This window comes from Streptomyces sp. NPDC054932 (genome assembly GCF_053610205.1).
In genome coordinates, this window is record NZ_JBSGXU010000051.1 from 23,686 (window position 1) to 45,462 (window position 21,777).

Sequence of the window (21,777 nt, forward strand, 5' to 3'; positions counted from 1 at the left end):
GTACCGGGCCCCTGCAGGGGACATCGGCTCGTCGGACCACCCGACCGGTTCACCCGATCGGACGGATCGCCCCCGTGCGGGCCGTGACGGGTCCCGTTCGCGGGCCGTTGTCGGGGCATCAATACCCGTGACGAGCCCGTCCGGAGAACGCGACGAGGGGGATCCCGCCCATGTCCACCGCTTCTGCCGAACCGCGCGGCACGGCCGCCCTGCTGGTCAACTCGCGGGGCCAGTACCTGCTGCACCTGCGCGACGCCAACAAGCCGCACATCTGCGACCCGGGTACGTGGAGCATCCCGGGCGGCGGCCGCGAGGGGGACGAGACCGCGCACGAGGCGATCGTGCGGGAGCTGAGGGAGGAGACCGGCCTGACGGTCCCGCTGGAGCCGTTCACCGTGGTCGACTGCCTCAACCGCGACGGCCGCACCAAGGGCCGGATCCAGGTCTACCTCGGCTCCTGGGACGGCGATGCGGACGGCCTCCCGCTCACCGAGGGGATCATGCTCCGCTGGTTCGACGCCGCCACGACCGCCCACCTGACGATGTGCCCCTGGACGCAGCAGGTCATCGACGAGCACCGGGCGGGAGTGACGGGCCCGCGGATGCCGGCCGCGGCGCCCTCCACCGGGCCGGGCGGCCTGGCCTGCCCCAACGTCATCGGTGTCCACCTCTACCTCGAACGCGAGGGCAGGGTGCTGCTCGGGCTCCGGCATCCAGACTCGGCCTTCGGCGCCTCGCACCACCACTTCCTCGCCGGGCACTGCGAGCGGGAGTCGGCGATCGCCTGCCTGATCCGCGAGGCGCGCGAGGAAGCCGGCCTGCGGATCGGGGCGGCGGACCTCGAACTCGCGCACACCGTGCACGTGGTGGACCCCCCGGGCTCCCGGCCGCGGCTGCAACTGGTCTTCCGCGCGCACCGCTGGGAGGGGACGGAGGAGGTCCGCGAGCCGGACAAGTGCATCGGCTGGGGCTGGTGGCCGGCCGACGCGCTGCCGGAACCGATCGTGCCGTACGCCAGGGCGGCGATCGAGGGCATCCGGGCCGGCCGCCGCTACACCGAGATGGGCTGGTCCTGAGCGCCGGGCCTGAACGCTGAGCCCGAGCGCTGGTCCAACCGCCCGGGCGACCGCCCGGGCGGCGGAGCGGGGCCCGCACCCGACCGCAGCCGGGGGGGGTGGCGTCGGTCCCCTTCGGTAGCCTGACCCGATGCCCCCCTCGCACGCCCTGTCCCAGGCCCTGCACACCCCCGGCGATCCGCGGCTCCGGCCGCTCCCGCCCCCGGTGGTGCACCTGCTCCGGTCGCTCGATGCGTCGCCTCGACTGGCCGCCCATCTGCGTGCCGTCCACGACGTGGCCGTTCAGCTGGTGGAGTGGATGGAGGATCGCCACCCGGGAGTCGTCGTCGACCGCGCGGCCGTCCTCTTCGGAGCGGCGACCCATGACATCGGCAAGACCGTGCACACCGCCGAGCTGTCCGGTCCCGGCTCGGATCACGAAGAGGCGGGCCGCGAGCTGCTGCTGGCCCACGGGTTCGCCCCGGACCTGGCCCGCTTCGCCGGGACGCACGCCTCCTGGACGGCTCCCGGTGCGACGCTCGAAGACCTGCTGGTGAGTACGGCCGACAAGGTCTGGAAGAACAAGCGCGTCACAGAACTCGAAGACCTCGTGATCTCGCGCCTGGCGCGGGCAACGGGCAGGGAGCACTGGGAGGAGTACCTCGCTCTCGACGACCTCCTCACCCGCATCGGAGACGGGGCCGGCCGCCGGCTCGCCTTCCAGGCGTCCTTCCCGGTGTACGCGTAGCCGGGACAGGGCGGTCCCGGCTCGAGTCGGGCCGGCTCGGGTCCCGGCCGAACGACGGCACCCGACCCGTCGCCGGATCGGGTGCCGCGTGTGCCCCGCTTCAGTCGGTGGTGGAGTGGGTCCAGCTCGTGCAGAGGGCCCAGATGATGAACACGTCGATCGCGATGATGATGATCGACCACCAGGGCTGGTACGGCAGCCACATGAAGTTGAGGATCACGCTGATGCCGGCGAGTGCGATACCCGCGCCCCTGGCCAGGTTCGAGCCGGCCAGCAGGCCGACTCCGGTGAGGACGACGATGATTCCGACGATGAGGTGGATCCAGCCCCACGCCGTCAGGTCGAATTCGAAGACATAGCTTCCGATGCGCGCGTAGACGTCGTCGTTCGCGATGGCCGCGATGCCCTGGAACACCGCGAGGCACCCGGTCACCAGGAGGAGGACCGCGGCGAACATCGTGCCCACGCTCCCCCGGCCGTCGTCGCCCGGGTACAGCGGCGCGTTGCCCGGCGCGGGGCCGGTGTTCCAGTTCCCCCCGGTCGGTGTCGGCTGGCCCATGGAATTCACCTCACAGTTGGCGGTACAGCGCAGGACCGTCCTGCTCCGGCTCGTCGGTCACAGGCTTCGGTGCCCACATCGCAGTGTCGTCCGGCGGCCCGGTTCCTGTGATCACCCGAAGCGGGTGGTCTTCGCCCCTGGGCCCAGCCCGGCGCCCGCTCAGGCGGGCAGCCGGCGCATTTCGAGCACCCGCAGGCCCAGGGACTGGAAGCGCGTGAGGAGCCCGTACAGGTGGGCCTCGTCGGCCACGCTGCCGAACAGGAGCGTCTGCTCCGGGACGGGAATCCGGTCGAGCTCGGGAAAGCTCGCGGCGAGTGCGTCCGGCACGACCCCCGAGATGCGGAATTCATAGCGCATGGGAGCAGTCACTCCTCTCGGAACGAAGGCAACGGGTGCGGGGCCGGCGCGGGCGGCCCGCCCCGGTCCCTGCCTTCACCTGCCATCCTCGGTCCCGCGCCCGGCGCCCGGCATCGCCCGGTGCGGGCGAAAAGCGGCGCCTGCGGCCGACTGCCCGCGGCTCAGAGGATCCCGAGGTCCTGGGCCCGGTGGACGGCCTCGCTGCGCCGGGTGACGCCGAGCTTGCGGTAGATGCTCTTCAGGTGGGTCTTGACCGTGTTGGCCGATACGTACAGCTCGGTCGCGATCTCCTCGGTGGACAGCAGCTCCGCGGCCTTGCGCAGCACCTCGGTCTCCCGCCCGCTCAGCGGCTCCAGTACCGGCGGCTGCCCGCCGGACCGCGGCGTGCGCGCCGTACGGACCGGGGTACGGGGGTTCAGCCAGCCGTGCGACCGGGCCGGGTGCGGGTCCTCGCGCAGGATCCGGCGCATCCAGGGACCGCTCTCGGTGAACATCCGGCGCAGTTCCTCGGGGCGGGCCAGCGCCAGCGCCTCATTGAGGCGCCGGTGCGCCTCGGCGAGGTCGCCGTCCCCCGCTGCGATCTGTGCGCGGAGCAGGCACGCGTGGGCCCGTACCGGTGTCGGGACGCCCTCGTCCCCCGGCAGGCCGTCCAGCGCCTGCGCCGCGGCCGGGCCGCGGCCGGTGGCCAGGAGGGCGCGGGCACGGGCCACCACGTGCTGCGGCCGGGGGCCGTCCGGCGCGGCCGCGTCGTCCACCGCGTCCAGGGCCTGCAGGGCCGCGTCGGCGTCGCCGCGTACCAGGTGTACGGCCGACTCGGCCACGGCCAGCTCGTCCACCATCCAGGCGGACAGCCGTGCGGGGGACACCGCGCGCAGGGCGGCGAGCGCGGCGTCCCCGTCGCCCTCGGACGCGGCGATCCGGGCGCCGATGACGGCGGCCAGGGCCGCGGTCGCGGGATCCGGGAGGGGCGCCGCCGCCGTGGTCGCCAGGTCCAGGTGGCAGCGGGCGGCCGACAGGTCGTCCTGCTCGACGGCCACGCCCGCGAGGGCGAGGTGGTCGACACCGAACCGGTGCTCGGGCGGCAGGGCGGACCGTTCGGCGACGGCGAGCGAGGCGCGGGCGTGCTCGGCGGCCTGCCCCAGGCGGCCGCGCAGCAGTTCGACCAGGGCGAGTGAGCCGAGCGCGTCGCAGAGCGGGTGCTCCGTTCCCGGCGGCCCGCACGCGGCGACGGCGGCCGCCAGGGCGGACCCGGCCCGGTCCAGGCGCCCGGCTCCCAGCTCGACGGCGCCGAGATGGGCCAGCAGCAGGGCGCGCAGCTCGGGGTGCTCGGCGAGCAGGGGCGGCGGCACCTCCCGCAGCAGCCGGTCGGCGTCGGCAGCCTCCCGTTCGGCGCACGTCACGTCATCGGCGAGCCGCCCGGCGAGTACGCCGAGGAAGGCGCGGCCGAGCCGTACCGCCGGACCGCAGGAGGCGGCCCCCGGGGCGGCGGCCGTCAGGGAGGCGTCCGCCCGCCGCAGCCCGGCCTCGCCGCCGGGAAGGTCCCGTTCGGCCAGCCGGCAGGCCGCGTCGACCAGTGCCGGAGCCGCCCCGGCCGCCCCCGCTGTCCCCGCCGTCCCCGCGGGCATCCCGGCGAAGGCGCGGCGCAGCCGGTCGGCCTCCAGGCCCGTCAGGAGGCGGCCGAGCGCCAGGTTGTCGACCAGCTGTGCCGCCGCGAACGGCCAGTCCCCGGCGGCGGCGCCCTGGAGCACCGCCTCCGTGAGCCGACCGGTCCGGGCCAGCCAGCGCGCCGCCCGCGCGTGGAGCCGGGGCTCGAGACCCGGACAGCGTTGCCGCAGGTGCGCGCGCAGGACTTCGGCGAACAGCGGGTGCAGCCGGTACCAGGCCGAGGCGTCGATCTGCTCCAGGAACGCGTTGTCGCGGGCCAGCCCGGCCAGGGTCCGTGCGCCGTCGTCCCGGCCGGTCAGGGCGTCCGCCAGGTCCGGATGGACGCGGTCGGTGACGCAGACGCGCAGCAGCAGGTCCTGGGTGGGGGGCGGCTGTGCGTCGAGCACCTCGGTGAGGAGGTAGTCGGCGATGGTGGTGCGGTCGGCCGCGAACTGTCTGAGGAACGCCTCCGGGTCGGCGCTGCGCTGCATGGCCAGGGCGCAAAGGCGCACTCCTGCCGCCCATCCCTCGGTCCGCTCCATCAGCAGTCGGATGCCTGCCGGGGAGATGTCCAGCCGGTGCTCGCCCAGCAACGCGTCGGCGTCCTCGTGGGTGAACCTGAGGTCGGCGTGCCGGATCTCCGTGATCTCGCCGGCCGCCCGGTAGCGGTGCAGGGGCAGCAGCGAGTCCGATCGGCTGGTGAGCACGATGCGCAGGCCCCCGGCCGCGTGCCGGAGTACGAAGTCCAGTCCTTCGGTCGTCGCGGGCGGCTGCGCCGTGTCGAACTGGTCGAGCACGAGCACCGCGGGCCGCGCGGACGCGGCCAGCCCGTCCGCCAGGCGCACCAGGAACGACCGGGTCACCCCTTCGGCTCGGGTCGGCCGGCCCACCCCGGCCGGCAGCGCCACGCCGCCCCGGTGGAGGGCCTCCAGGACGTACGCCCAGAAGGCGCCGGGGGCGTCGCCCGGTTCGACGGTGAGCCACATGGGGGGCCGGGGCGTGCGTCCGTCGGCCGCCCAGTGTGCGGTGAGCACGGTCTTGCCCGATCCGGCCGGACCGTTGATGAGGGTGAGCGGCCCCTGCACGCCGGCCGTCAGGCGTCCCAGCAGCTCGGGCCGGTGGACCAGCAGCTTCGGCACGGCGGGCGGCGCGAACCTGGCCGTGAGCATGGGGTCGCCGGTCGGTGCCCGGCGGTCCATGGAGGTCACCGGCGTTCGCACCGGAGGACGCACTGTGATCGGCCCACGCTCTCCACTGAACCGGTGATCTGCGGTGATCACCAGTCGTGTCACCCGTTCCGGGGGATGTCCGGGCGGCGGGCCGTCGGCTCAGGCGTCCCGCGCGAGGCGGATGCGGCGGCGCACCAGGTCCACTTCGAGCAGGGTGACGGCCACCTCGTCCCCTCTCGCGAACGTCTCGCCGGACAGTGCGGTGCGGTGGAGCAGGCCCTCGATGCCCGGTGCGAGGCGGACGAACACGCCGAAGGGAACGGTCCCGGTGATCGTGCCGGGGAGGGTGTCGCCGGCCCGGTGGCCGTCGGCGAAGGACCGCCAGGGGTCCGGGTGCAGCGCCTTGACGGACAGGCTCGCGTGCTCACCGTCCCAGTCGACGTGGAGGACCTCGGCACGGATCCGCCGGCCGATCGGGGCGACGTCGTCCACGGAATCGAAGGACTCCCAGGACATCTCCGGGACGCGCAGGAAGCCCATCCCCTGTCCCCACTCGTGGTCGAGGTCCACGTACACGGCGACGTCGTGCAGCCCGCTCGCGACGGTACCGGTCACGACGTCCCCGATCCGCAGCGAGGCGAGCAGGCTCCGCCGCTCGTCGGCCGGAGTGCGATTGGTGCGCCGGCGCGCCCGCAGGACACCGTCGGCATCCGGCAGCACTCCGGCGAGCAGGGGGTGGCGGTCGGCCCGGGCCAGCGGGACCAGTGCCGCCCGGCGGCCCCGGCCCGCCGGGATCACCGGGTGGACGAGATCGGTGTGGCCCATCCACGGCTCGGCGATGCGCGCCCGGCGGATGCTCCCGTCGGGTTGCTGCTGGACCAGCAGTTCGAGCCGCTCCGAGCGGCGGACGGCGGCGCGGACGGCTTCGATGTCGTCACTCAGGTCCGGCCACACCGCCAGGCGGGCCCGCGGGGTCAGCCGCGACCGTACGCGGGTGACCTGGTCGGCGGCGGTCAGCCGGTGCCAGCGGTGGGCTGCGGCGACGTACTGCTCCTCGACCAGTACCCCGCCGCGCTCGGCGACCAGGCGGTGGACTTCGGTCCAGAAGGCTCCGTCGGCGGGTGGCTGTGGGTCGGTCTCGTCGAAGTCCGGGTCGTACGGGGAGCGTTCGACCGGTTCGACGGTCAGTCCCGAGCGGCGGGCGTGCGCCGCGGCCTCGTCGGCCGGGGTCGCACCGCCGATGTAGAGGTCGTCCTGTTCGCCGACGTGCAGGAAGAACCCGCCCTCGGCGTGCAGCCGGCACCAGGGGCCCTCGCGCAGCAGCACGGCCCGCAGCAGTTCCAGTGCGGTGTCCAGCGGAACGCGCGCGCCGTCGTGGTAGCCGGACGGGCGCGGCGGGCCGGACGCGTCGGAGGTGTCGTCGGCGGGGAAGAGCGCCTCCAGGCCCCGGGATCTCCGGGCCGGACGGGCCCGACGGGCCGAGAAGGAGAAGAACCCTTGCGCCATCGGGTTGTCGATCAGCAGCCGGTCGACCCCGGCGTCGCGGGCGAAGCGGCCGGCGGCTGCGACACAGGTCTCGGCCATCTGTACCCGGAGGCCGTACGGGACGGCCGCGGCCGGGGTGAGGCGGTACACGAAGGGCGCCATGTCAGCGCCCCCGGCGGCTCGAAGTCGCCCCGAGGGCCGGTCGCGGACGGACAGAGGTGTTGATCATTCGACCCAGCGTAGGGCACCCGGACGATCGGGACACAGGCGTTCCGGGGCCGTCGGCACGGATTCCGCGTCGCGCGCAGCGGCCCGCTGCTCGAGGGGATCACCCGGTTCGCCGACCGCCTCGCGAAGCTGCTGACGTCGCGCACCTGATCCCGGCCGGGCGTACCGGCGTCGGGCAGCACGCGGCGCGGCGCGGGCGGGCGACACCACTCGCCCACCCGCGCCGTTTCCGTTCGTCTCCGGCGCACCCTCTGCCCTGGAGACGTGCCGGGGCCCCTCAGCCCCGGCCGTATGTGTGGAACCCGCGGCCGCTCTTGCGGCCGAGCAGCCCCGCCTGCACCATCCGCTGGAGCAGCGGGGGCGGGGCGTAGAGCGGTTCCTTGAACTCCTCGTACAGCGACTCGGCGATGGCCGCGACGGTGTCCAGGCCGATCAGGTCGGCGAGCTTGAGCGGGCCCATCGGGTGGGCGCAGCCCAGCTCCATGCCCGTGTCCACGTCCGCCGCGCTGGCGTAGCCCGATTCGGCCATGCGGATCGCCGAGAGCACGTAGGGGATCAGCAGTGCGTTGACCACGAAGCCGGCCCGGTCCTGTGAGCGGACGGTGGTCTTGCCCAGGCTTTCGCGGGCGAAGGCCTCCACGGCGGCGACGGTGTCCCCGGAGCTGTGCAGCGAGGAGACGACCTCGACGAGCGGCAGCACGGGGACGGGGTTGAAGAAGTGCAGGCCCACGACCCGGTCGGCGCGGCCGGTGGCCATGCCGAGACGCATGATCGGGATGGCCGAGGTGTTCGTGGCGAGGATCCCTTCCGGGTCCTCCACGATCTTGTCGAGGCGGGTGAAGACCTCCGACTTGGCTTCGGGGTTCTCGGTGACGGCCTCGATGACGAGCTGCCGGTCGGCGAGGTCCTCCAGGTCGCTGGTGAAGACGAGCCGGGCGAGGGCGTCCTCGGCGGAGATCCGGTCCAGCTTGCCGCGCTGGACGGCACGTTCCAGGGAGACGGCGACGCGTTCCCGGGCGGCCAGGGCGGCGGTGGCGTCCGACTCGGCGACGACGGTGTCGAGGCCGGCGCGGGCGCACACCTCGGCGATGCCGGCGCCCATCTGGCCGCCGCCCACGATGCCGATCCGGCGGATTGACGTACTCATGATCGGTTCTCCGTCCGGTGGACGAGGTGGCGGGTGTAGGCCTCGGGGGTGAAGAAGGCGGGCAGGCGGGGGGTGAGCGCGGTGTTGACGAACACCTCCCGGGCCCCGGTGACCGCGGCCTGCGGGTCCTCCTCCTCCAGCGCCGCGCATTCGGCGTCGAGGAGGTCGAGGACCGTGGCCCGGTCCACTCTGTCGTGGCGCAGCCACTGCCAGATCTGGACGCGGGCGATCTCGGCGGTCGCGGCGTCCTCCATCAGGCCGTACAGGGCGACGGCGCCGCTGCCGCGCAGCCAGGCGTCGAAGTAGCGCAGGGCCACGGCGACGTTCGAGCGGATCCCCTCCCGGGTGGGAGGCGCCGCGATCCGGCGTACGGACAGCAGGTCGGCGGCCGTGATCTCGACGTCCTCCCGGGTGCGCTCCAGCTGGTTCGGCCGCTCGCCCAGGACGCCGTCGAAGACCTCGCGGCAGACGGGGACCAGCCCGGGGTGGGCGACCCAGGAGCCGTCGAAGCCGTCCTCGGCCTCCCGCTCCTTGTCGAGGCGGACCTTCGCGAGCGCGGCGGCGTTGGCCTCCGCGTCCCGGCTGGGGACGTGGGCGGCCATCCCGCCGATGGCCTGGGCGCCGCGGCGGTGGCAGGTGCGGACGAGCAGCTCGGTGTAGGCCCGCATGAACGGGGCGGTCATGGTGACCGCGGCACGGTCCGGCAGCTGGAAGTCGGTGCGGTGGCCGAAGGTCTTGATCAGGCTGAAGAGGTAGTCCCAGCGGCCCGCGTTGAGTCCCGCGCTGTGGTCGCGCAGCTCGTAGAGGATCTCCTCCATCTCGAAGGCCGCGGTGATCGTCTCGATGAGGACGGTGGCGCGGACGGTGCCGCGGGGGATGCCGAGGAGTTCCTGGGCCAGGAGGAAGACGTCGTTCCAGAGGCGGGCCTCGTACCGGTTCTCCAGCTTGGGCAGGTAGAAGTACGGGCCGTGGCCGGCGTCGATCTGGCGCTGCGCGCAGTGGAAGAAGTACAGGCCGAAGTCGACGAGGGAGGCGGACAGGGGGCGCCCGTCGATCTCCAGGTGCTCCTCCGTCAGGTGCCAGCCGCGCGGCCGGACCATGATGGTCGCGAGGTGCCCGCCGAGGCGGTACTCCTTGCCCTCCGGGGTGGTGAAGTCGATGCGCCGTGCGATGGCGTCGAGCAGCGTCAGCTGGCCGCCGATGACGTTCGTCCAGGTCGGGGCGGTGGCGTCCTCGAAGTCGGCCATCCAGACCTTGGCACCGGAGTTCAGGGCGTTGACGGCCATCCGCCGCTCCGGCGGGCCGGTGATCTCGACGCGGCGGTCGGTCAGTCCGGGCGCGGGCGGGGCGACCCGCCAGTGCGGGTCCTCGCGCAGGGCGCGGGTGGCGAGCGGGAAGTCGAGCGGGGTGCCGCCGGCCAGGTGGCCGGAGCGGCGGTTGCGTTCCTTGAGGATCTCCAGGCGGCGGTCCGCGAACGCGGTGTCGAGCCGGCCGATGAACTCCAGGGCCTCGGGGGTCAGGATCTCCTCGTGGCGCTCACCCGGCGCACCGAGGACCTGGACGCTGCTGGTCAGAGGCGAGAGGGGCATGCGGTTCTCCTCAGCGGGGGCGGTGGGCGGTGCCCGAGGGGGAAGTCCCTCGGGCACCCGTCGGGAAGCGGTCGGCGGGGCGGCGGCGCGGCGCACGCCCGTCAGTGGCTCAGTGGAACTGCTCTTCCTCGGTGGAGCCGGAGAGCGCGGTGGTGGAGGAGGCCGGGTTGACGGCGGTGGAGACGAGGTCGAAGTAGCCGGTGCCGACCTCGCGCTGGTGCCTGACGGCGGTGAAGCCCTGGGCCTGGGCGGCGAACTCGCGCTCCTGGAGGTCGACGTAGGCGGTCATGCCGTGCTCGGCGTAGCCGCGGGCGAGGTCGAACATGCCGTGATTGAGGGAGTGGAAGCCGGCCAGGGTGATGAACTGGAAGCGATAGCCCATCGCACCCAGCTCGCGCTGGAACTTGGCGATCTGGTCGTCGTCCAGGGCCGCCTTCCAGTTGAAGGACGGCGAGCAGTTGTAGGCCAGCATCTGGTCGGGGTACCGGGCGTGGATCGCCTCGGCGAACTCGCGGGCCTGGGCCAGATCCGGGGTGCCGGTCTCCACCCAGATCAGGTCGGCGTACGGGGCGTAGGCGAGGCCGCGGGCGATGACCGGGGCCATGCCGTTCTGCACGTGGTAGAAGCCCTCGGCGGTGCGCTCACCCGTGGCGAACTGCGCGTCCCGCTCGTCGACGTCGCTGGTCAGGAGGTTGGCCGCGAGGGCGTCCGTCCGGGCGATGATCAGGGTGGGCACGTCGGCGATGTCGGCGGCGAGGCGGGCCGCGTTCAGGGTGCGGATGTGCTGCGAGGTGGGGACGAGGACCTTGCCGCCCAGGTGACCGCACTTCTTCTCGGAGGCGAGCTGGTCCTCGTAGTGGATGCCGGCCGCGCCCGCGGCGATCATCGCCTTGGTCAGCTCGAAGGCGTTGAGCGGGCCGCCGAAGCCGGCCTCGGCGTCGGCGACGATCGGGGCCAGCCAGTCGGTGGTGTCGCTGCCGCCCTCGGCGGTGGCGATCTGGTCGGCGCGCAGCAGCGCGTTGTTGATGCGGCGGACCACCTGCGGGACCGAGTTGACGGGGTAGAGGCTCTGGTCCGGGTAGGTGTGTCCGGCCTGGTTCGCGTCGGCCGCGACCTGCCAGCCCGAGAGGTAGATCGCCTGGAGCCCGGCGCGGACCTGCTGGACCGCCTGGCCGCCGGTCAGCGCGCCGAGTGCGTGGATGTAGTCCCGCTCGTGGAGCTGGCGCCACAGCCGCTCGGCACCGCGCCGGGCCAGGGTGTGCTCCTCGCGGACGCTGCCCGAGAGCCGGACCACGTCCTCGGCCGTGTAGGTGCGCTCGATGCCCGCCCAGCGAGGGTCGTCGGCCCACCGCTGCTTGAGCTGCTCGGCCGCCGCCGTCGTGTTCGCCTCTGCCATGACCGTCACCGTTTCCATCCGTCGCTTGTCTTGCCAACGAGCCGGGACATGAACCCGGCAGATTGACACTCTGTGCCTGATAAGGAGATGCGGCCGCCGAACCCGGCCATGGGCCGAAGCTGAGCAATGCTGCCGAGCCGCCGGGTCGAACTGCCTAGATGGCCGAAATCAGGGCGCGAATCGGGCCAGTCAGTCCTTCTCGGCCACCGTGCCCGGCGGGCCGCAGCACCGACTCTGGCACTGACACTGAGTGCCATCAACCAGGTACATCTGCCAAGCTTTGCGAATCTTCGGCACCGGAATTGCCAAGGTTGCGAAGCCCATCGGCTGCGAAGATCCCCGTATCCTGGCGGCGCGATCGGGGCCGGGCGGCGAAGGAGTGCGGTGAGCAAGACGTACGCGGGGGCGCGGCTGCGCAGGCTGCGCGAGGAGCGGCGGATGACCCAGGCCGACCTGGCCCGGATGCTCGCCATCTCCCCCAGCTACCTCAACCAGATGGAGCACGACTCCAGGCCGCTCACCGTGCCGGTCCTGCTGCGGCTCACCGAGGCCTTCGGAGTGGATCCCGGCTTCTTCTCCGAGCGCGACACCAGCCGGCTGGTCGCCGACCTGCGCGAGGCGCTCGCGAACGAGGTGGCCGAGGCGCGCGTCTCCCCCTCCGACCTGGCGGAGCTGGCCACCCGGATGCCGGCCGTCGCCTCGGTCCTGCTGGACCTGGGCCGGCGCAGCCAGCTCCTCACCGAGCGGCTCGCCGACGCCGCCGACGGGCGGGACGCGGTGACCGACAGCCCGCGTTCACCCCACGAGGAGATCCGCGAGTTCTTCTACCGCCGGCAAAACTACCTCCACGACACCGATCTCGCCGCCGAGGAGCTGGCCTCCGAGATCGGCATCCGCCCGGGGGACGTCGTCCGCGCCCTGGCCCACCGGCTCTCCGAGCGGCACGGGGTCAGGACGGCGACGGACTCCGACCGGCTGCACCACTACGACCCCACCGCCCGGGTCCTGCACCTGTCGAACCGGCTCCGGCCGGGACAGCAGGCGTTCCGGATGGCCACCCAGCTGGCGCTGATCGAGTACGGGACCGAGCTCGACCGGCTGGCCGCCGAGGACTTCCCGCCCGGCTCCCCCGTCCACGCCCTCGCGAGGATCGGCATCGCCAACCACTTCGCGAGCGCCCTCATCCTCCCGTACCGCGCCTTCCACACGGCCGCCGAGGAGTTCCGCTACGACATCGAGCGGCTCACCGACCACTTCGGGATCGGCTACGAGACGGTCTGCCACCGGCTGAGCACCCTGCAACGCCCCAGGCTGCGCGGAGTTCCCTTCTCCTTCGTCCGGGTGGACCGGGCCGGGAACATGTCCAAGCGGCAGTCGGCGACCGGATTCCACTTCTCCCGCGCGGGAGGCACCTGCCCGCTGTGGAACGTGTACGAGGCCTTCGCCGCGCCCGGACGCATCCACGTCCAGGTGGCCGCCATGCCCGACGGGCAGCGGTACTTGTGGACCGCCCGCGCCGTCACCCGGCACCGCGGCGGCTGGGGCGAGCCCGGCAAGACCTTCGCGATCGGGCTCGGCTGCGAGATCCGGCACGCCTCCCGGCTCGTGTACGCCGACGGGCTCGACCTCGACAACACGGCGGCCGCGACCCCCATCGGAATGGGCTGCCGCCTGTGCGAACGGCTCGACTGCCCGCAGCGGGCCGTACCGCCGCTCGGCCGGGCGCTGGCCGTCGACGAGAACAGCAGCACCTTCATCCCCTACCCGGTGGTCACCCGGTGACCATCCGGTGACCGGCACTCAGGACTGAGCGGGCGCCGGTCCCCACCGAAGGCGCGCGGCGGCGGCTCTGGACTTACTAGGACGTCCAACTATATGTTCGTGCCACAAGGTCCGCGGTGCAGGGAAGCCGGTGAGAAACCGGCACGGTCCCGCCACTGTGACCGGGGAGTGTGCTGCCATCCACACGCCACTGACGAGGTCTGTCGGGAAGGCGGGCGGCACGCGGGGATCCGGGAGTCAGGATACCGGCCGCGGATGTTCCGTGTTGTCCACGAGGATGGAGCAGACACGCATGGCACCGGTTTGTACCCACGACCCTGGTGATCCGGCGGAGCGCACGCACACCTTCGCGCGCTCGTAGTCCCACGGCCCTCCCCAACGGCGCACCCCATCGGGTGCCGTCCGCCGGTCCGCCGTGCCATCCCCGGATCCAACCTGACGAGAGCAGGCACCATGGTCCGCGAACTCACCCATTTCATCGGCGGCAAGCACACCACCGGATCCTCCGGCCTCTTCACCGACGTCTACGACCCCAACACCGGCGCCGTCCAGGCCCGCGTCCCGCTCGCGGGGCGGGCCGACACCGAAGCAGCCATCGCGAACGCCGAGGAGGCGCAGGCCGACTGGGGGCAGTGGAACCCCCAGCGCCGCTCGCGCGTGCTCCTGCGTTTCCTCCAGCTCGTCGAGGGTGAACGGGACTCCCTCGCACGGCTGTTGTCCTCCGAGCACGGCAAGACCGTCGCCGACGCCCACGGCGATCTGCAACGCGGCCTGGAGGTGGTCGAGTTCGCCGCCGGTGTCCCGCACCTGCTCAAGGGCGAATTCACCGACAACGCGGGCACCGGGATCGACGTGCACTCACTGCGCTCGCCGTTGGGTGTGGTCGCCGGGATCACCCCCTTCAACTTCCCCGCAATGATCCCCCTGTGGCAGGCCGCACCCGCCCTGGCCTGCGGCAACTCCTTCATCCTGAAGCCGTCCGAGCGGGACCCCTCCGTACCGCTGCGCCTCGCCGAACTCTTCCTCGAGGCCGGCCTGCCGCCCGGCGTGCTCAACGTGGTCAACGGCGGCAAGGAGGCCGTCGACACCTTCCTCGAGGACCCGCGCGTACAGGCCCTCGGCTTCGTCGGCTCCACGCCGATCGCCGCACACATCTACGCCACCGCCGCCGCCCACGGCAAGCGCGCCCAGTGCTTCGGCGGCGCCAAGAACCACATGATCGTGATGCCGGACGCCGATCTCGACCAGGCCGTGGAGGCCCTCATCGGCGCCGGCTACGGCTCCGCGGGCGAGCGCTGCATGGCCATCGCCGTCGCCGTGCCCGTCGGGGAGGACACCGCGAACGCCCTGGTGGCCAAGTTGACGGAGCGCATCGCCACCCTGCGCGTCGGCCGCTCCGACGACCCCGAGGCCGACTTCGGACCGCTGGTCAGCCGGGACGCGCTCGACCGGGTGAACCGCTATGTCGGCATCGGCGCCACCGAGGGCGCCGAACTCGTCGTCGACGGGCGCGGTTTCACCCTGCCCGGACACGAGGACGGCTACTTCGCCGGAGCAACCCTCTTCGACCGTGTGACCCCGCAGATGCGGATCTACCGCGAGGAGATCTTCGGCCCGGTGCTGTGCGTCGTACGGGCCGCCGACTACGAGGAAGCCCTGCGCCTGCCCACCGAGCACCCGTACGGCAACGGCGTCGCGATCTTCACCCGCGACGGCGACACGGCACGCGACTTCACCCGGCGGGTGGGCGCCGGCATGGTCGGCGTCAACGTGCCGATCCCCGTCCCCGTCGCCTACCACACCTTCGGCGGCTGGAAGCGGTCCGGCTTCGGCGACCTGAACCAGCACGGCCCCGACTCGATCCGCTTCTACACCCGCACCAAGACCGTCACCTCGCGCTGGCCCTCGGGGGCCAAGGAGGGCGCGAGCTTCACCATCCCGACGATGGGATGAGCCCGGTGACGACCACGCTGACTGCCGATCAGCTCGCCCTCGCCGAGGTCACCCTCGACTTCACCCAGGAGCAGATCGGCCCGTACGCCGTCACCTGGGACCAGGACAAGCACTTTCCGCTGGACGTGATCCGCAAGGCGGCGGACCTCGGACTCGGCGGCGTCTACGTCCGCGAGGAGCACGGCGGCTCCGGGCTCAGCCGCAGCGACGGCGTCCTCGTCCTCGAGACCCTCGCCACCGGATGCCCCTCCATCGCCGGGTACCTCTCCATCCACAACATGGTCGCCTGGATGATCGACCGGTACGGGGATCCGGCCCAGCGGGCCCGCTGGCTCCCGGACCTGTGCACCGCCCGGTCGCTGGGCAGCTACTGCCTGACCGAACCCGGCGCCGGGTCCGACGCCGCCGGACTGCGCACCCGGGCCGAGCGCACCGGTGACGGCTACGTACTGACCGGCGTCAAGCAGTTCATCTCCGGCGCGGGCGCCTCCGACGTCTACATCGTCATGGCGCGCACCGGCGGCGAGGGCTCGGGCGGCATCTCCGCCTTCGTCGTCGAACGCGGAGACCCCGGGGTCTCCTTCGGCCCGAACGAGCGCAAGATGGGCTGGAACGCCCAGCCCACCTGCCAGGTGGTCCTCGACAGGGTGCGCGTCCCCGCCGACCGTCGGCTCGGCGCCGAGGGCGACGGCTTCCGCATCGCCATGAACGGGCTCAACGGCGGCCGGCTCGGCATCGCGGCCTGCTCGCTGGGCGGTGCGCAGAGCGCGCTGGACCGCAGCCTCGCGTACCTGGCCGACCGTGAGGCCTTCGGGTCCCGGCTGCTGGACGCCCAGGCCCTGCAGTTCCGGCTCGCGGACATGGCCACCGAGCTGGCCGCGGCCCGCGCCCTGGTCCGCCAGGCCGCCGACGCGCTGGACCGGGGCGATCCGCTGGCCCCGCAGCTGTGCGCGATGGCCAAGCGCTTCGCCACGGACACCGGCTACACGGTCGCCGACCGAGCCCTGCAACTCCACGGGGGATACGGCTATTTGAGCGAGTACGGCATCGAGAAGATCGTCCGGGACCTTCGGGTCCACCAGATCCTGGAAGGCACCAACGAGGTCATGCGCATCATCGTCGCCCGCGGGCTCACGGAGGCCCTGCGATGAACCACCCGTCCCCCGCAGAACACGACAGCGATCACGTCGTCCTGCGTACCGAGGGCCACGCCGCATACATCACCCTCAACCGCCCCAAGGCGCTCAACGCCCTCAGCCACCCCATGGTGCTCCGCATCGACGAGGCGCTGGCGAACTGGCAGCACGACCCGGACGTCGAGACCGTCGTCATCGAGGGCGCCGGTGAGCGCGGCCTGTGCGCGGGCGGCGACATCCGCGCGATCCACGAGGACGCCCGCACCGGCGGCACGGCCTCGGCGGACTTCTGGCGCGACGAGTACCGGCTCAACGCGCGCATCGCCCGCTACCCCAAGCCGTACGTCGCCCTCATGGACGGCATCGTCATGGGGGGCGGCGTCGGGATCTCGGCCCACGGCACCGTGCGGATCGTCACCGAACGCTCCCGCGTGGCCATGCCCGAGACGGGCATCGGCTTCGTCCCCGATGTCGGCGGCACCTACCTGCTGGCCCTGGCGCCCGGGGAGCTGGGCACGCACCTGGCCCTGACGGGGGCCCCGATCGGGGCGGCGGACGCGCTGCTGTGCGGGCTCGCCGATCACTTCGCGCCGTCGGAGCTGCTGCCGCGGCTGGCCGCGGACCTGGCGGGGGCCTGCGTGCACGAGGTGCTGGAACGGTACGTCGGGCCCGCGCCCGGTGGCGCGCTCGGCGGCGACCGCGAGTGGATCGACCACTGCTACGCGGCGGACACGGTGGAGGACATCGTGGAGCGCCTGCTCCGCAGCGGTGTCCCGGCGGCGAAGGAGGCCGCGGCCACCCTTGCCGCCAAGTCGCCCACGGCGCTGAAGGTGACGCTGGCCGCCCTGCGGCGCGTCCGCGGACTCGGCCCGCTGGAAAGGGTCCTGGAGCAGGAGTACCGGATCTCCTGCGCCGCTCTCTCCTCCCCCGACCTGGTGGAGGGGATCCGGGCGCAGGTCATCGACAAGGACCGCAACCCGCAGTGGTCACCGCCCTCCCTGCCGGAGGTGGCTCCGGCGGACGTGGAACGGTTCTTCGCCCCGCTCGGTGAGCGCGAACTGCAGCTGACCCGGACGGATTCGACTCAGGAGGTGCCTTGGTGAGCAGTACCGTGGCGTTCGTCGGACTGGGCCACATGGGTGGCCCGATGGCGGCCAACCTGGTGAAGGCCGGACATCGCGTCCTCGGCTTCGACCTGGTGCCGGAGCTGCTGGCCGGCGCGGCAGCGACGGGGGTGGAGCCGGCCCTGGCGGCCACCGCGGCGGCCACCGAGGCCGACGTGGTGATCACCATGCTGCCGGCGGGCAAGCACGTCCTGGCCCTGTACCGGGAGGACGGGCTGCTGGCCGCCGCGCGGCCCGGCACGCTGTTCATCGACTGCTCCACCATCGACGTGGCCGACGCCCGGGCGGCCCACGAGGCCGCCGGGGCGGCCGGTCACCGGTCCCTGGACGCGCCGGTCTCGGGCGGGGTGGTCGGTGCGCAGGCGGCGAGCCTCACCTTCATGGCGGGTGGCGGCGCAGCCGAGTTCGCGGCGGCCGAGCCGCTGCTCGCCGCGATGGGCAAGAAGACCGTGCACTGCGGGACGGCGGGCGCCGGACAGGCCGCGAAGATCTGCAACAACATGATCCTCGCCGTCTCGATGATCGGGGTGAGCGAGGCCTTCGTCCTCGCGGAGAGCCTCGGCCTGGACCACCAGGCCCTCTACGACGTGGCCTCCACCGCCTCCGGCCAGTGCTGGGCCCTCACCGTCAACTGCCCGGTGCCCGGGCCGGTTCCGGGCAGCCCGGCCAACCGCGACTACCTGCCCGGCTTCGCCGCGCCCCTCATGGCCAAGGACCTCGCCCTGGCGGCGAACGCCCTGCGGGCCGGCGGGGTGGCGGCGCCGCTGGGCCTCAAGGCCGCCGAGCTGTACGCCGACTTCGCCGCCGGCGACGGCGCGGGCCTCGACTTCTCGGCGATCGTCCGCACCCTGCGACCCCGGAACGGAACACCCGCATGACCTACGCAACCATCCTGCTGGAGCGCAAGGGACGGGTGGCCGTCCTCACCCTCAACCGGCCGGAGGCCCTCAACGCCCTCAACCTGCAGGTCATGACCGAAGTCGTGGCGGCTGCGGAGGAACTGGACCGGGACCCCGAGGTCGGCTGCATCGTCCTGACCGGCTCCGCGAAGGCCTTCGCGGCGGGCGCCGACATCAAGGAGATGCGGCCGCACAGCTACATGGACATGTACCTCTCCGACTGGTTCACCGCCTGGGACCGCCTCGGCCAGGTCCGTACGCCCACCCTCGCTGCGGTATCCGGCTACGCGCTGGGCGGCGGCTGCGAGCTCGCCATGCTCTGCGACATCCTGCTCGCCGCCGACACCGCGAAGTTCGGGCAGCCGGAGATCAGGCTCGGGGTGATCCCGGGCATCGGCGGTTCGCAGCGTCTCACCCGGGCCGTCGGCAAGGCCAAGGCGATGGAACTGTGCCTGACGGGCCGCACCATGGACGCGGTCGAGGCCGAGCGGGCCGGCCTGGTGTCCCGGATCGTCCCGGCGGACGAGTTGCTGTCCGAGGCCCTCGCGGTCGCCGAGACCGTCGCCGCGATGTCGAAGCCGGTGGCGATGATGGCCAAGGAGGCCGTGAACCGGGCGTTCGAAACCACCCTCACCGAGGGCGTCCGTTTCGAACGCCGCCTGTTCCACGCGGTATTCGCCACGGCCGACCAGAAGGAGGGCATGTCCGCCTTCGTGGACAAGCGCCCGGCCCGCTTCAGCCACGGCTGAGCCACCCGGGGCGCGGGGGCGGGGGCGGGGCGGCGAGACCGCCGAACCCACCGCCCCCGCCCCCGCCGATGGAAACCGTCTAGGTGAGTTGTCCGGAGAGGTTGATGCCGCGGCTGGCGGGTATTTGGCCTGCTATTCCGGTGTGGGGTCGGTGGTAGTTGTATCAGTGCAGCCAGTCGGTGAACGCTTCCATGCGTTGGCGGTCTGAGGTGTAGGGCTGCTGGTAGGCCCATTCCTCGAGCAGGGTGTGGTGGAAGCGTTCGACCTCGCCGCCCGTCTCCTGGGCGAGACAGCCGGCCAGCCAGACGCGCTGGAGCTGTCCGCCGGACAGGTGCTCGGCGCCGCGATCGGCGAGTTCCCCGACGCCCGTGAGGGTGAGCGCGCGGTCCACCGCGGCCCGCCCCCAGCGCGGCCCGCGCATTGTTCGGGGAATGTACGGACGGCGGCGCGCCCGCCGGAACGGCGGGTCGGCGCGGTTAGCATCGATGCGGCCGACCGCGCGTGAGAGGCAGTGATGACGCAGTCCAGGGGCCTCGTACTGATCGTCGAGGACGAGCGCCACATCTCCGACGTACAGCGCCTCTACTTGGCGCGTGACGGCTTCGGTGTCCACGTCGAGGCCGACGGGGCCGCCGGTCTCGCGGCCGCGAGGCGCATGCACCCGGTGGCGATCGTCCTGGACATCGGCCTGCCCGGGATGGACGGCATCGCCTTCTGCCGCGCCCTGCGGGATGCCGGCGACTGGACACCGGTCCTGCTGGTCACCGCGCGCGGCGAGGAGGCCGACCGGATCCTCGGCCTCGAACTCGGCGCGGACGACTACCTGACCAAGCCGTTCTCGCCGCGCGAACTCGTCGCCCGGGTCAGGACCGTACTGCGCCGGGCGGCGGGCCCGCCCGGTCCGCCGCCCGGGAGCACCGGGCGGCTCCAGGTGGACCCGGTCAGCCGCACCGTGCGCCGCGACGGTGAGCAGGTCGAACTCACCGCCACCGAGTTCAACCTGCTCGCCCACCTCCTGCAGCACGCGGGCCAGGTCTTCACCCGCGAGCAACTGCTCTCCCAGGTATGGGGGTACCCCGGCTACCGCGACACCCGCATGGTCGACGTCTTCGTCTCGCAGGTGCGCGCCAAGCTCGGCGACGCGAGCCCGATCCGGACGGTCCGCGGCGTCGGGTACAGCGCGACGGCTCCCGGCCCGTGAAGCGCCCCCGCCGCCCGGACCCCCTTCGTGGCCCGCTGCCCTGCCCTGCGTCCGGCACTCCGTCCAGCCCTCGGTCCGGCCCACGCTCCGACCCCGGGACGGGCGCGCGTCGCGGCTCCCTCACCCGCAAGATCGTGGTGCTGACCACCGTGGTGGCGGCGCTCGCGGTGGCCCTGACCGGGCTGATCGCCTGGCAGACCGCCGCACACGGCGCGGAGCAGCGCGAACGCGACCAGCTGACGCGTCAGGCAACGGTCCTCAGCCGCCTGCCGGCCCTCTCGGAGGCGCTCTTCACCGGAGCCCAGGCCCTGGCCGGGCCGAACGGGGTGCAGATCGCGGTCATTGCCCCGGACGGCACCGTGAGCGGAACCGCCAGCCCGGCCGTCGACCGGGTGTCCAAATCTGCGTTGCTCGCGGGGAAGCCGGTCTCCACCACCGGGATCCTGGGCGGCCAGGAGGTCCTGCTGGTGGGCCGGCCCGGCGTGCGCGGTGGCGCGGTCGTCCTGACCGAGCCGTACACCGTGGTCACCGAGAACACGAACCAGATCCGCCGCAACGTGATCGTGCCGCTGGTGTTCGGCATGCTCGGAGCGGCCCTCGCCGGAGCGCTCCTGGCCCGCCGGATCGCCCGTCCGCTCGTGACGGCCGCGCAGATCGCGCACCGGCTCGCCGACGGCGAACGCGGCGTACCGGCGCCGGTCGACGGCCCCCGGGAAACCGCCGACATCGGGCGCGCGCTCAACGTCCTGGACGGGGCGCTGGCCCACAGCGAGAACCGGCAGCGGGAGTTCCTGCTCTCCGTCTCCCACGACCTGCGCACACCGCTGACCGCGCTCCAGGGCTACGCCGAGGCACTGGCCGACGGACTGATCGAGCCGGACCGGGTGCCCGGGGTCGGCTCCATCCTGGCCGACGAGACCCGCCGCCTGGACCGGTTCCTGCGGGATCTGCTGGACCTGGCCCGGCTGGAGGCCGACGACTTCCGCCTGGACGTGGCACCGGCCGACCTCCGCGCGGTCGTCTCCGAGGCCGCCGCGTTCTGGACCGGGCTGTGCGCACGCCATGGTGTGGATCTCCGGATCGAACAGCCCGACCGGCCCGTCGTCGTCGCAACGGACGCCTTCCGGGTCCGGCAGCTGATCGACGGCCTGGTGCAGAACGCCCTGCGGGTCACGCCCGAGGGCGCTCCCCTGGTACTCGCCGTCCATGCGGCCTCCGCGGGCGGCGGGGCCGAGCTGCAGGTCCGCGACGGCGGGCCCGGCCTCACCTACGACGACGTACGCATCGCCTTCGACCACGGCGCCCTCCACGAGCGCTACCGGGACACCCGCCCGGTCGGCAGCGGCCTGGGGCTGGCCATCGCCCACCGGCTGACCGGGCGGCTCGGCGCCGCCATCCGCGTCGAGGGGCACGGCCCCGAGGGCGGCGCCTGCTTCACCGTCACCTTCCCGCCGGCGCCCGCCCCCGGCTGATGAGGCGCGCGCCCCGTCGTCGCGGCGGGCGCGGCGGGCGCGGCGGGCGCGGCGGGCGCGGCGGGCGCGGCGGGCGCGGCGGGC

17 protein-coding genes, 1 pseudogene and 1 riboswitch are annotated in these 21,777 nt (G+C 73.1%); of the genes and pseudogenes, 10 read left to right on the forward strand and 8 right to left on the reverse strand.

The window, feature by feature from the left end; all coding sequences use genetic code 11:
* Positions 1-170 precede the first annotated feature (170 nt).
* Positions 171-1,076 (forward strand): NUDIX hydrolase, encoded by a 906-nt coding sequence (locus ACWGE1_RS16635; protein WP_453421227.1) that lies wholly within the window; start codon positions 171-173, stop codon positions 1,074-1,076.
* A gap of 130 nt (positions 1,077-1,206) precedes the next feature.
* The gene (locus ACWGE1_RS16640) at positions 1,207-1,803 is read left to right on the forward strand and encodes an HD domain-containing protein (RefSeq protein WP_453421228.1); all 597 of its coding nucleotides are present in this window, start codon (positions 1,207-1,209) and stop codon (positions 1,801-1,803) included.
* A gap of 100 nt (positions 1,804-1,903) precedes the next feature.
* On the opposite strand, the gene ACWGE1_RS16645 is transcribed toward ACWGE1_RS16640, so the two are convergent.
* The 7 genes from ACWGE1_RS16645 to aceA form a co-directional block, all read right to left on the reverse strand.
* Entirely contained in the window at positions 1,904-2,362 is a 459-nt protein-coding gene (locus ACWGE1_RS16645; RefSeq protein WP_453421229.1) for a DUF7144 family membrane protein, read from the reverse strand.
* Between the two features lie 159 nt (positions 2,363-2,521).
* Positions 2,522-2,719 (reverse strand): hypothetical protein, encoded by a 198-nt coding sequence (locus ACWGE1_RS16650; protein ID WP_453421230.1) that lies wholly within the window; start codon positions 2,717-2,719, stop codon positions 2,522-2,524.
* A gap of 161 nt (positions 2,720-2,880) precedes the next feature.
* Positions 2,881-5,562, reverse strand: coding sequence for a LuxR C-terminal-related transcriptional regulator (locus ACWGE1_RS16655; RefSeq protein ID WP_453421231.1), 2,682 nt, complete (start codon positions 5,560-5,562; stop codon positions 2,881-2,883).
* A gap of 129 nt (positions 5,563-5,691) precedes the next feature.
* Positions 5,692-7,179, reverse strand: coding sequence for a S1 RNA-binding domain-containing protein (locus ACWGE1_RS16660; RefSeq protein WP_453421232.1), 1,488 nt, complete (start codon positions 7,177-7,179; stop codon positions 5,692-5,694).
* A 343-nt stretch (positions 7,180-7,522) separates the two neighbouring features.
* The gene (locus tag ACWGE1_RS16665; RefSeq protein ID WP_453421233.1) at positions 7,523-8,392 is read right to left on the reverse strand and encodes a 3-hydroxybutyryl-CoA dehydrogenase; all 870 of its coding nucleotides are present in this window, start codon (positions 8,390-8,392) and stop codon (positions 7,523-7,525) included.
* Positions 8,389-9,981, reverse strand: coding sequence for a malate synthase A (gene aceB / locus ACWGE1_RS16670; protein WP_453421234.1), 1,593 nt, complete (start codon positions 9,979-9,981; stop codon positions 8,389-8,391). Before aceB ends, ACWGE1_RS16665 begins: the two co-directional genes overlap by 4 nt.
* Before the next feature lie 109 nt (positions 9,982-10,090).
* Entirely contained in the window at positions 10,091-11,377 is a 1,287-nt protein-coding gene (gene aceA, locus ACWGE1_RS16675; protein WP_453421235.1) for an isocitrate lyase, read from the reverse strand.
* A 384-nt stretch (positions 11,378-11,761) separates the two neighbouring features.
* Here aceA and ACWGE1_RS16680 point away from each other — a divergent pair, with 384 nt between their 5' ends.
* The 6 genes from ACWGE1_RS16680 to ACWGE1_RS16705 all read left to right on the forward strand — a co-directional run bounded on the left by ACWGE1_RS16680 (position 11,762) and on the right by ACWGE1_RS16705 (position 19,020).
* On the forward strand, positions 11,762-13,159 hold the full coding sequence (locus ACWGE1_RS16680; RefSeq protein WP_453421236.1) for a short-chain fatty acyl-CoA regulator family protein: 1,398 nt from the start codon (positions 11,762-11,764) through the stop codon (positions 13,157-13,159).
* Positions 13,160-13,256: 97 nt separating this feature from the next.
* Positions 13,257-13,427, forward strand: a riboswitch (cobalamin riboswitch).
* 185 nt (positions 13,428-13,612) lie between these two features.
* Positions 13,613-15,112 (forward strand): CoA-acylating methylmalonate-semialdehyde dehydrogenase, encoded by a 1,500-nt coding sequence (locus tag ACWGE1_RS16685; protein WP_453421237.1) that lies wholly within the window; start codon positions 13,613-13,615, stop codon positions 15,110-15,112.
* On the forward strand, positions 15,109-16,263 hold the full coding sequence (locus tag ACWGE1_RS16690) for an acyl-CoA dehydrogenase family protein (RefSeq protein WP_453421238.1): 1,155 nt from the start codon (positions 15,109-15,111) through the stop codon (positions 16,261-16,263). The genes ACWGE1_RS16685 and ACWGE1_RS16690 overlap by 4 nt, the downstream gene beginning before the upstream one ends.
* A complete protein-coding gene (locus ACWGE1_RS16695) occupies positions 16,260-17,351 on the forward strand; it encodes an enoyl-CoA hydratase/isomerase family protein (protein WP_453421239.1) in 1,092 nt (363 codons plus the stop codon). The genes ACWGE1_RS16690 and ACWGE1_RS16695 overlap by 4 nt, the downstream gene beginning before the upstream one ends.
* On the forward strand, positions 17,348-18,250 hold the full coding sequence (mmsB, locus tag ACWGE1_RS16700) for a 3-hydroxyisobutyrate dehydrogenase (protein WP_453421240.1): 903 nt from the start codon (positions 17,348-17,350) through the stop codon (positions 18,248-18,250). The genes ACWGE1_RS16695 and mmsB overlap by 4 nt, the downstream gene beginning before the upstream one ends.
* Positions 18,247-19,020, forward strand: coding sequence for an enoyl-CoA hydratase (locus tag ACWGE1_RS16705; protein ID WP_453421241.1), 774 nt, complete (start codon positions 18,247-18,249; stop codon positions 19,018-19,020). Before mmsB ends, ACWGE1_RS16705 begins: the two co-directional genes overlap by 4 nt.
* Positions 19,021-19,099: 79 nt before the next feature.
* Here the strand turns inward: ACWGE1_RS16705 and ACWGE1_RS16710 are convergent.
* Positions 19,100-19,300: pseudogene (locus ACWGE1_RS16710) on the reverse strand (integrase core domain-containing protein); the annotation flags it as partial.
* A gap of 234 nt (positions 19,301-19,534) precedes the next feature.
* Between ACWGE1_RS16710 and ACWGE1_RS16715 the strand changes: the two are divergent.
* Entirely contained in the window at positions 19,535-20,221 is a 687-nt protein-coding gene (locus tag ACWGE1_RS16715; RefSeq protein WP_453421242.1) for a response regulator transcription factor, read from the forward strand.
* Positions 20,222-20,355: 134 nt separating this feature from the next.
* Positions 20,356-21,693, forward strand: a complete 1,338-nt coding sequence (locus tag ACWGE1_RS16720; RefSeq protein ID WP_453421243.1) for an ATP-binding protein — start codon at positions 20,356-20,358, stop codon at positions 21,691-21,693.
* Positions 21,694-21,777: the final 84 nt, after the last annotated feature.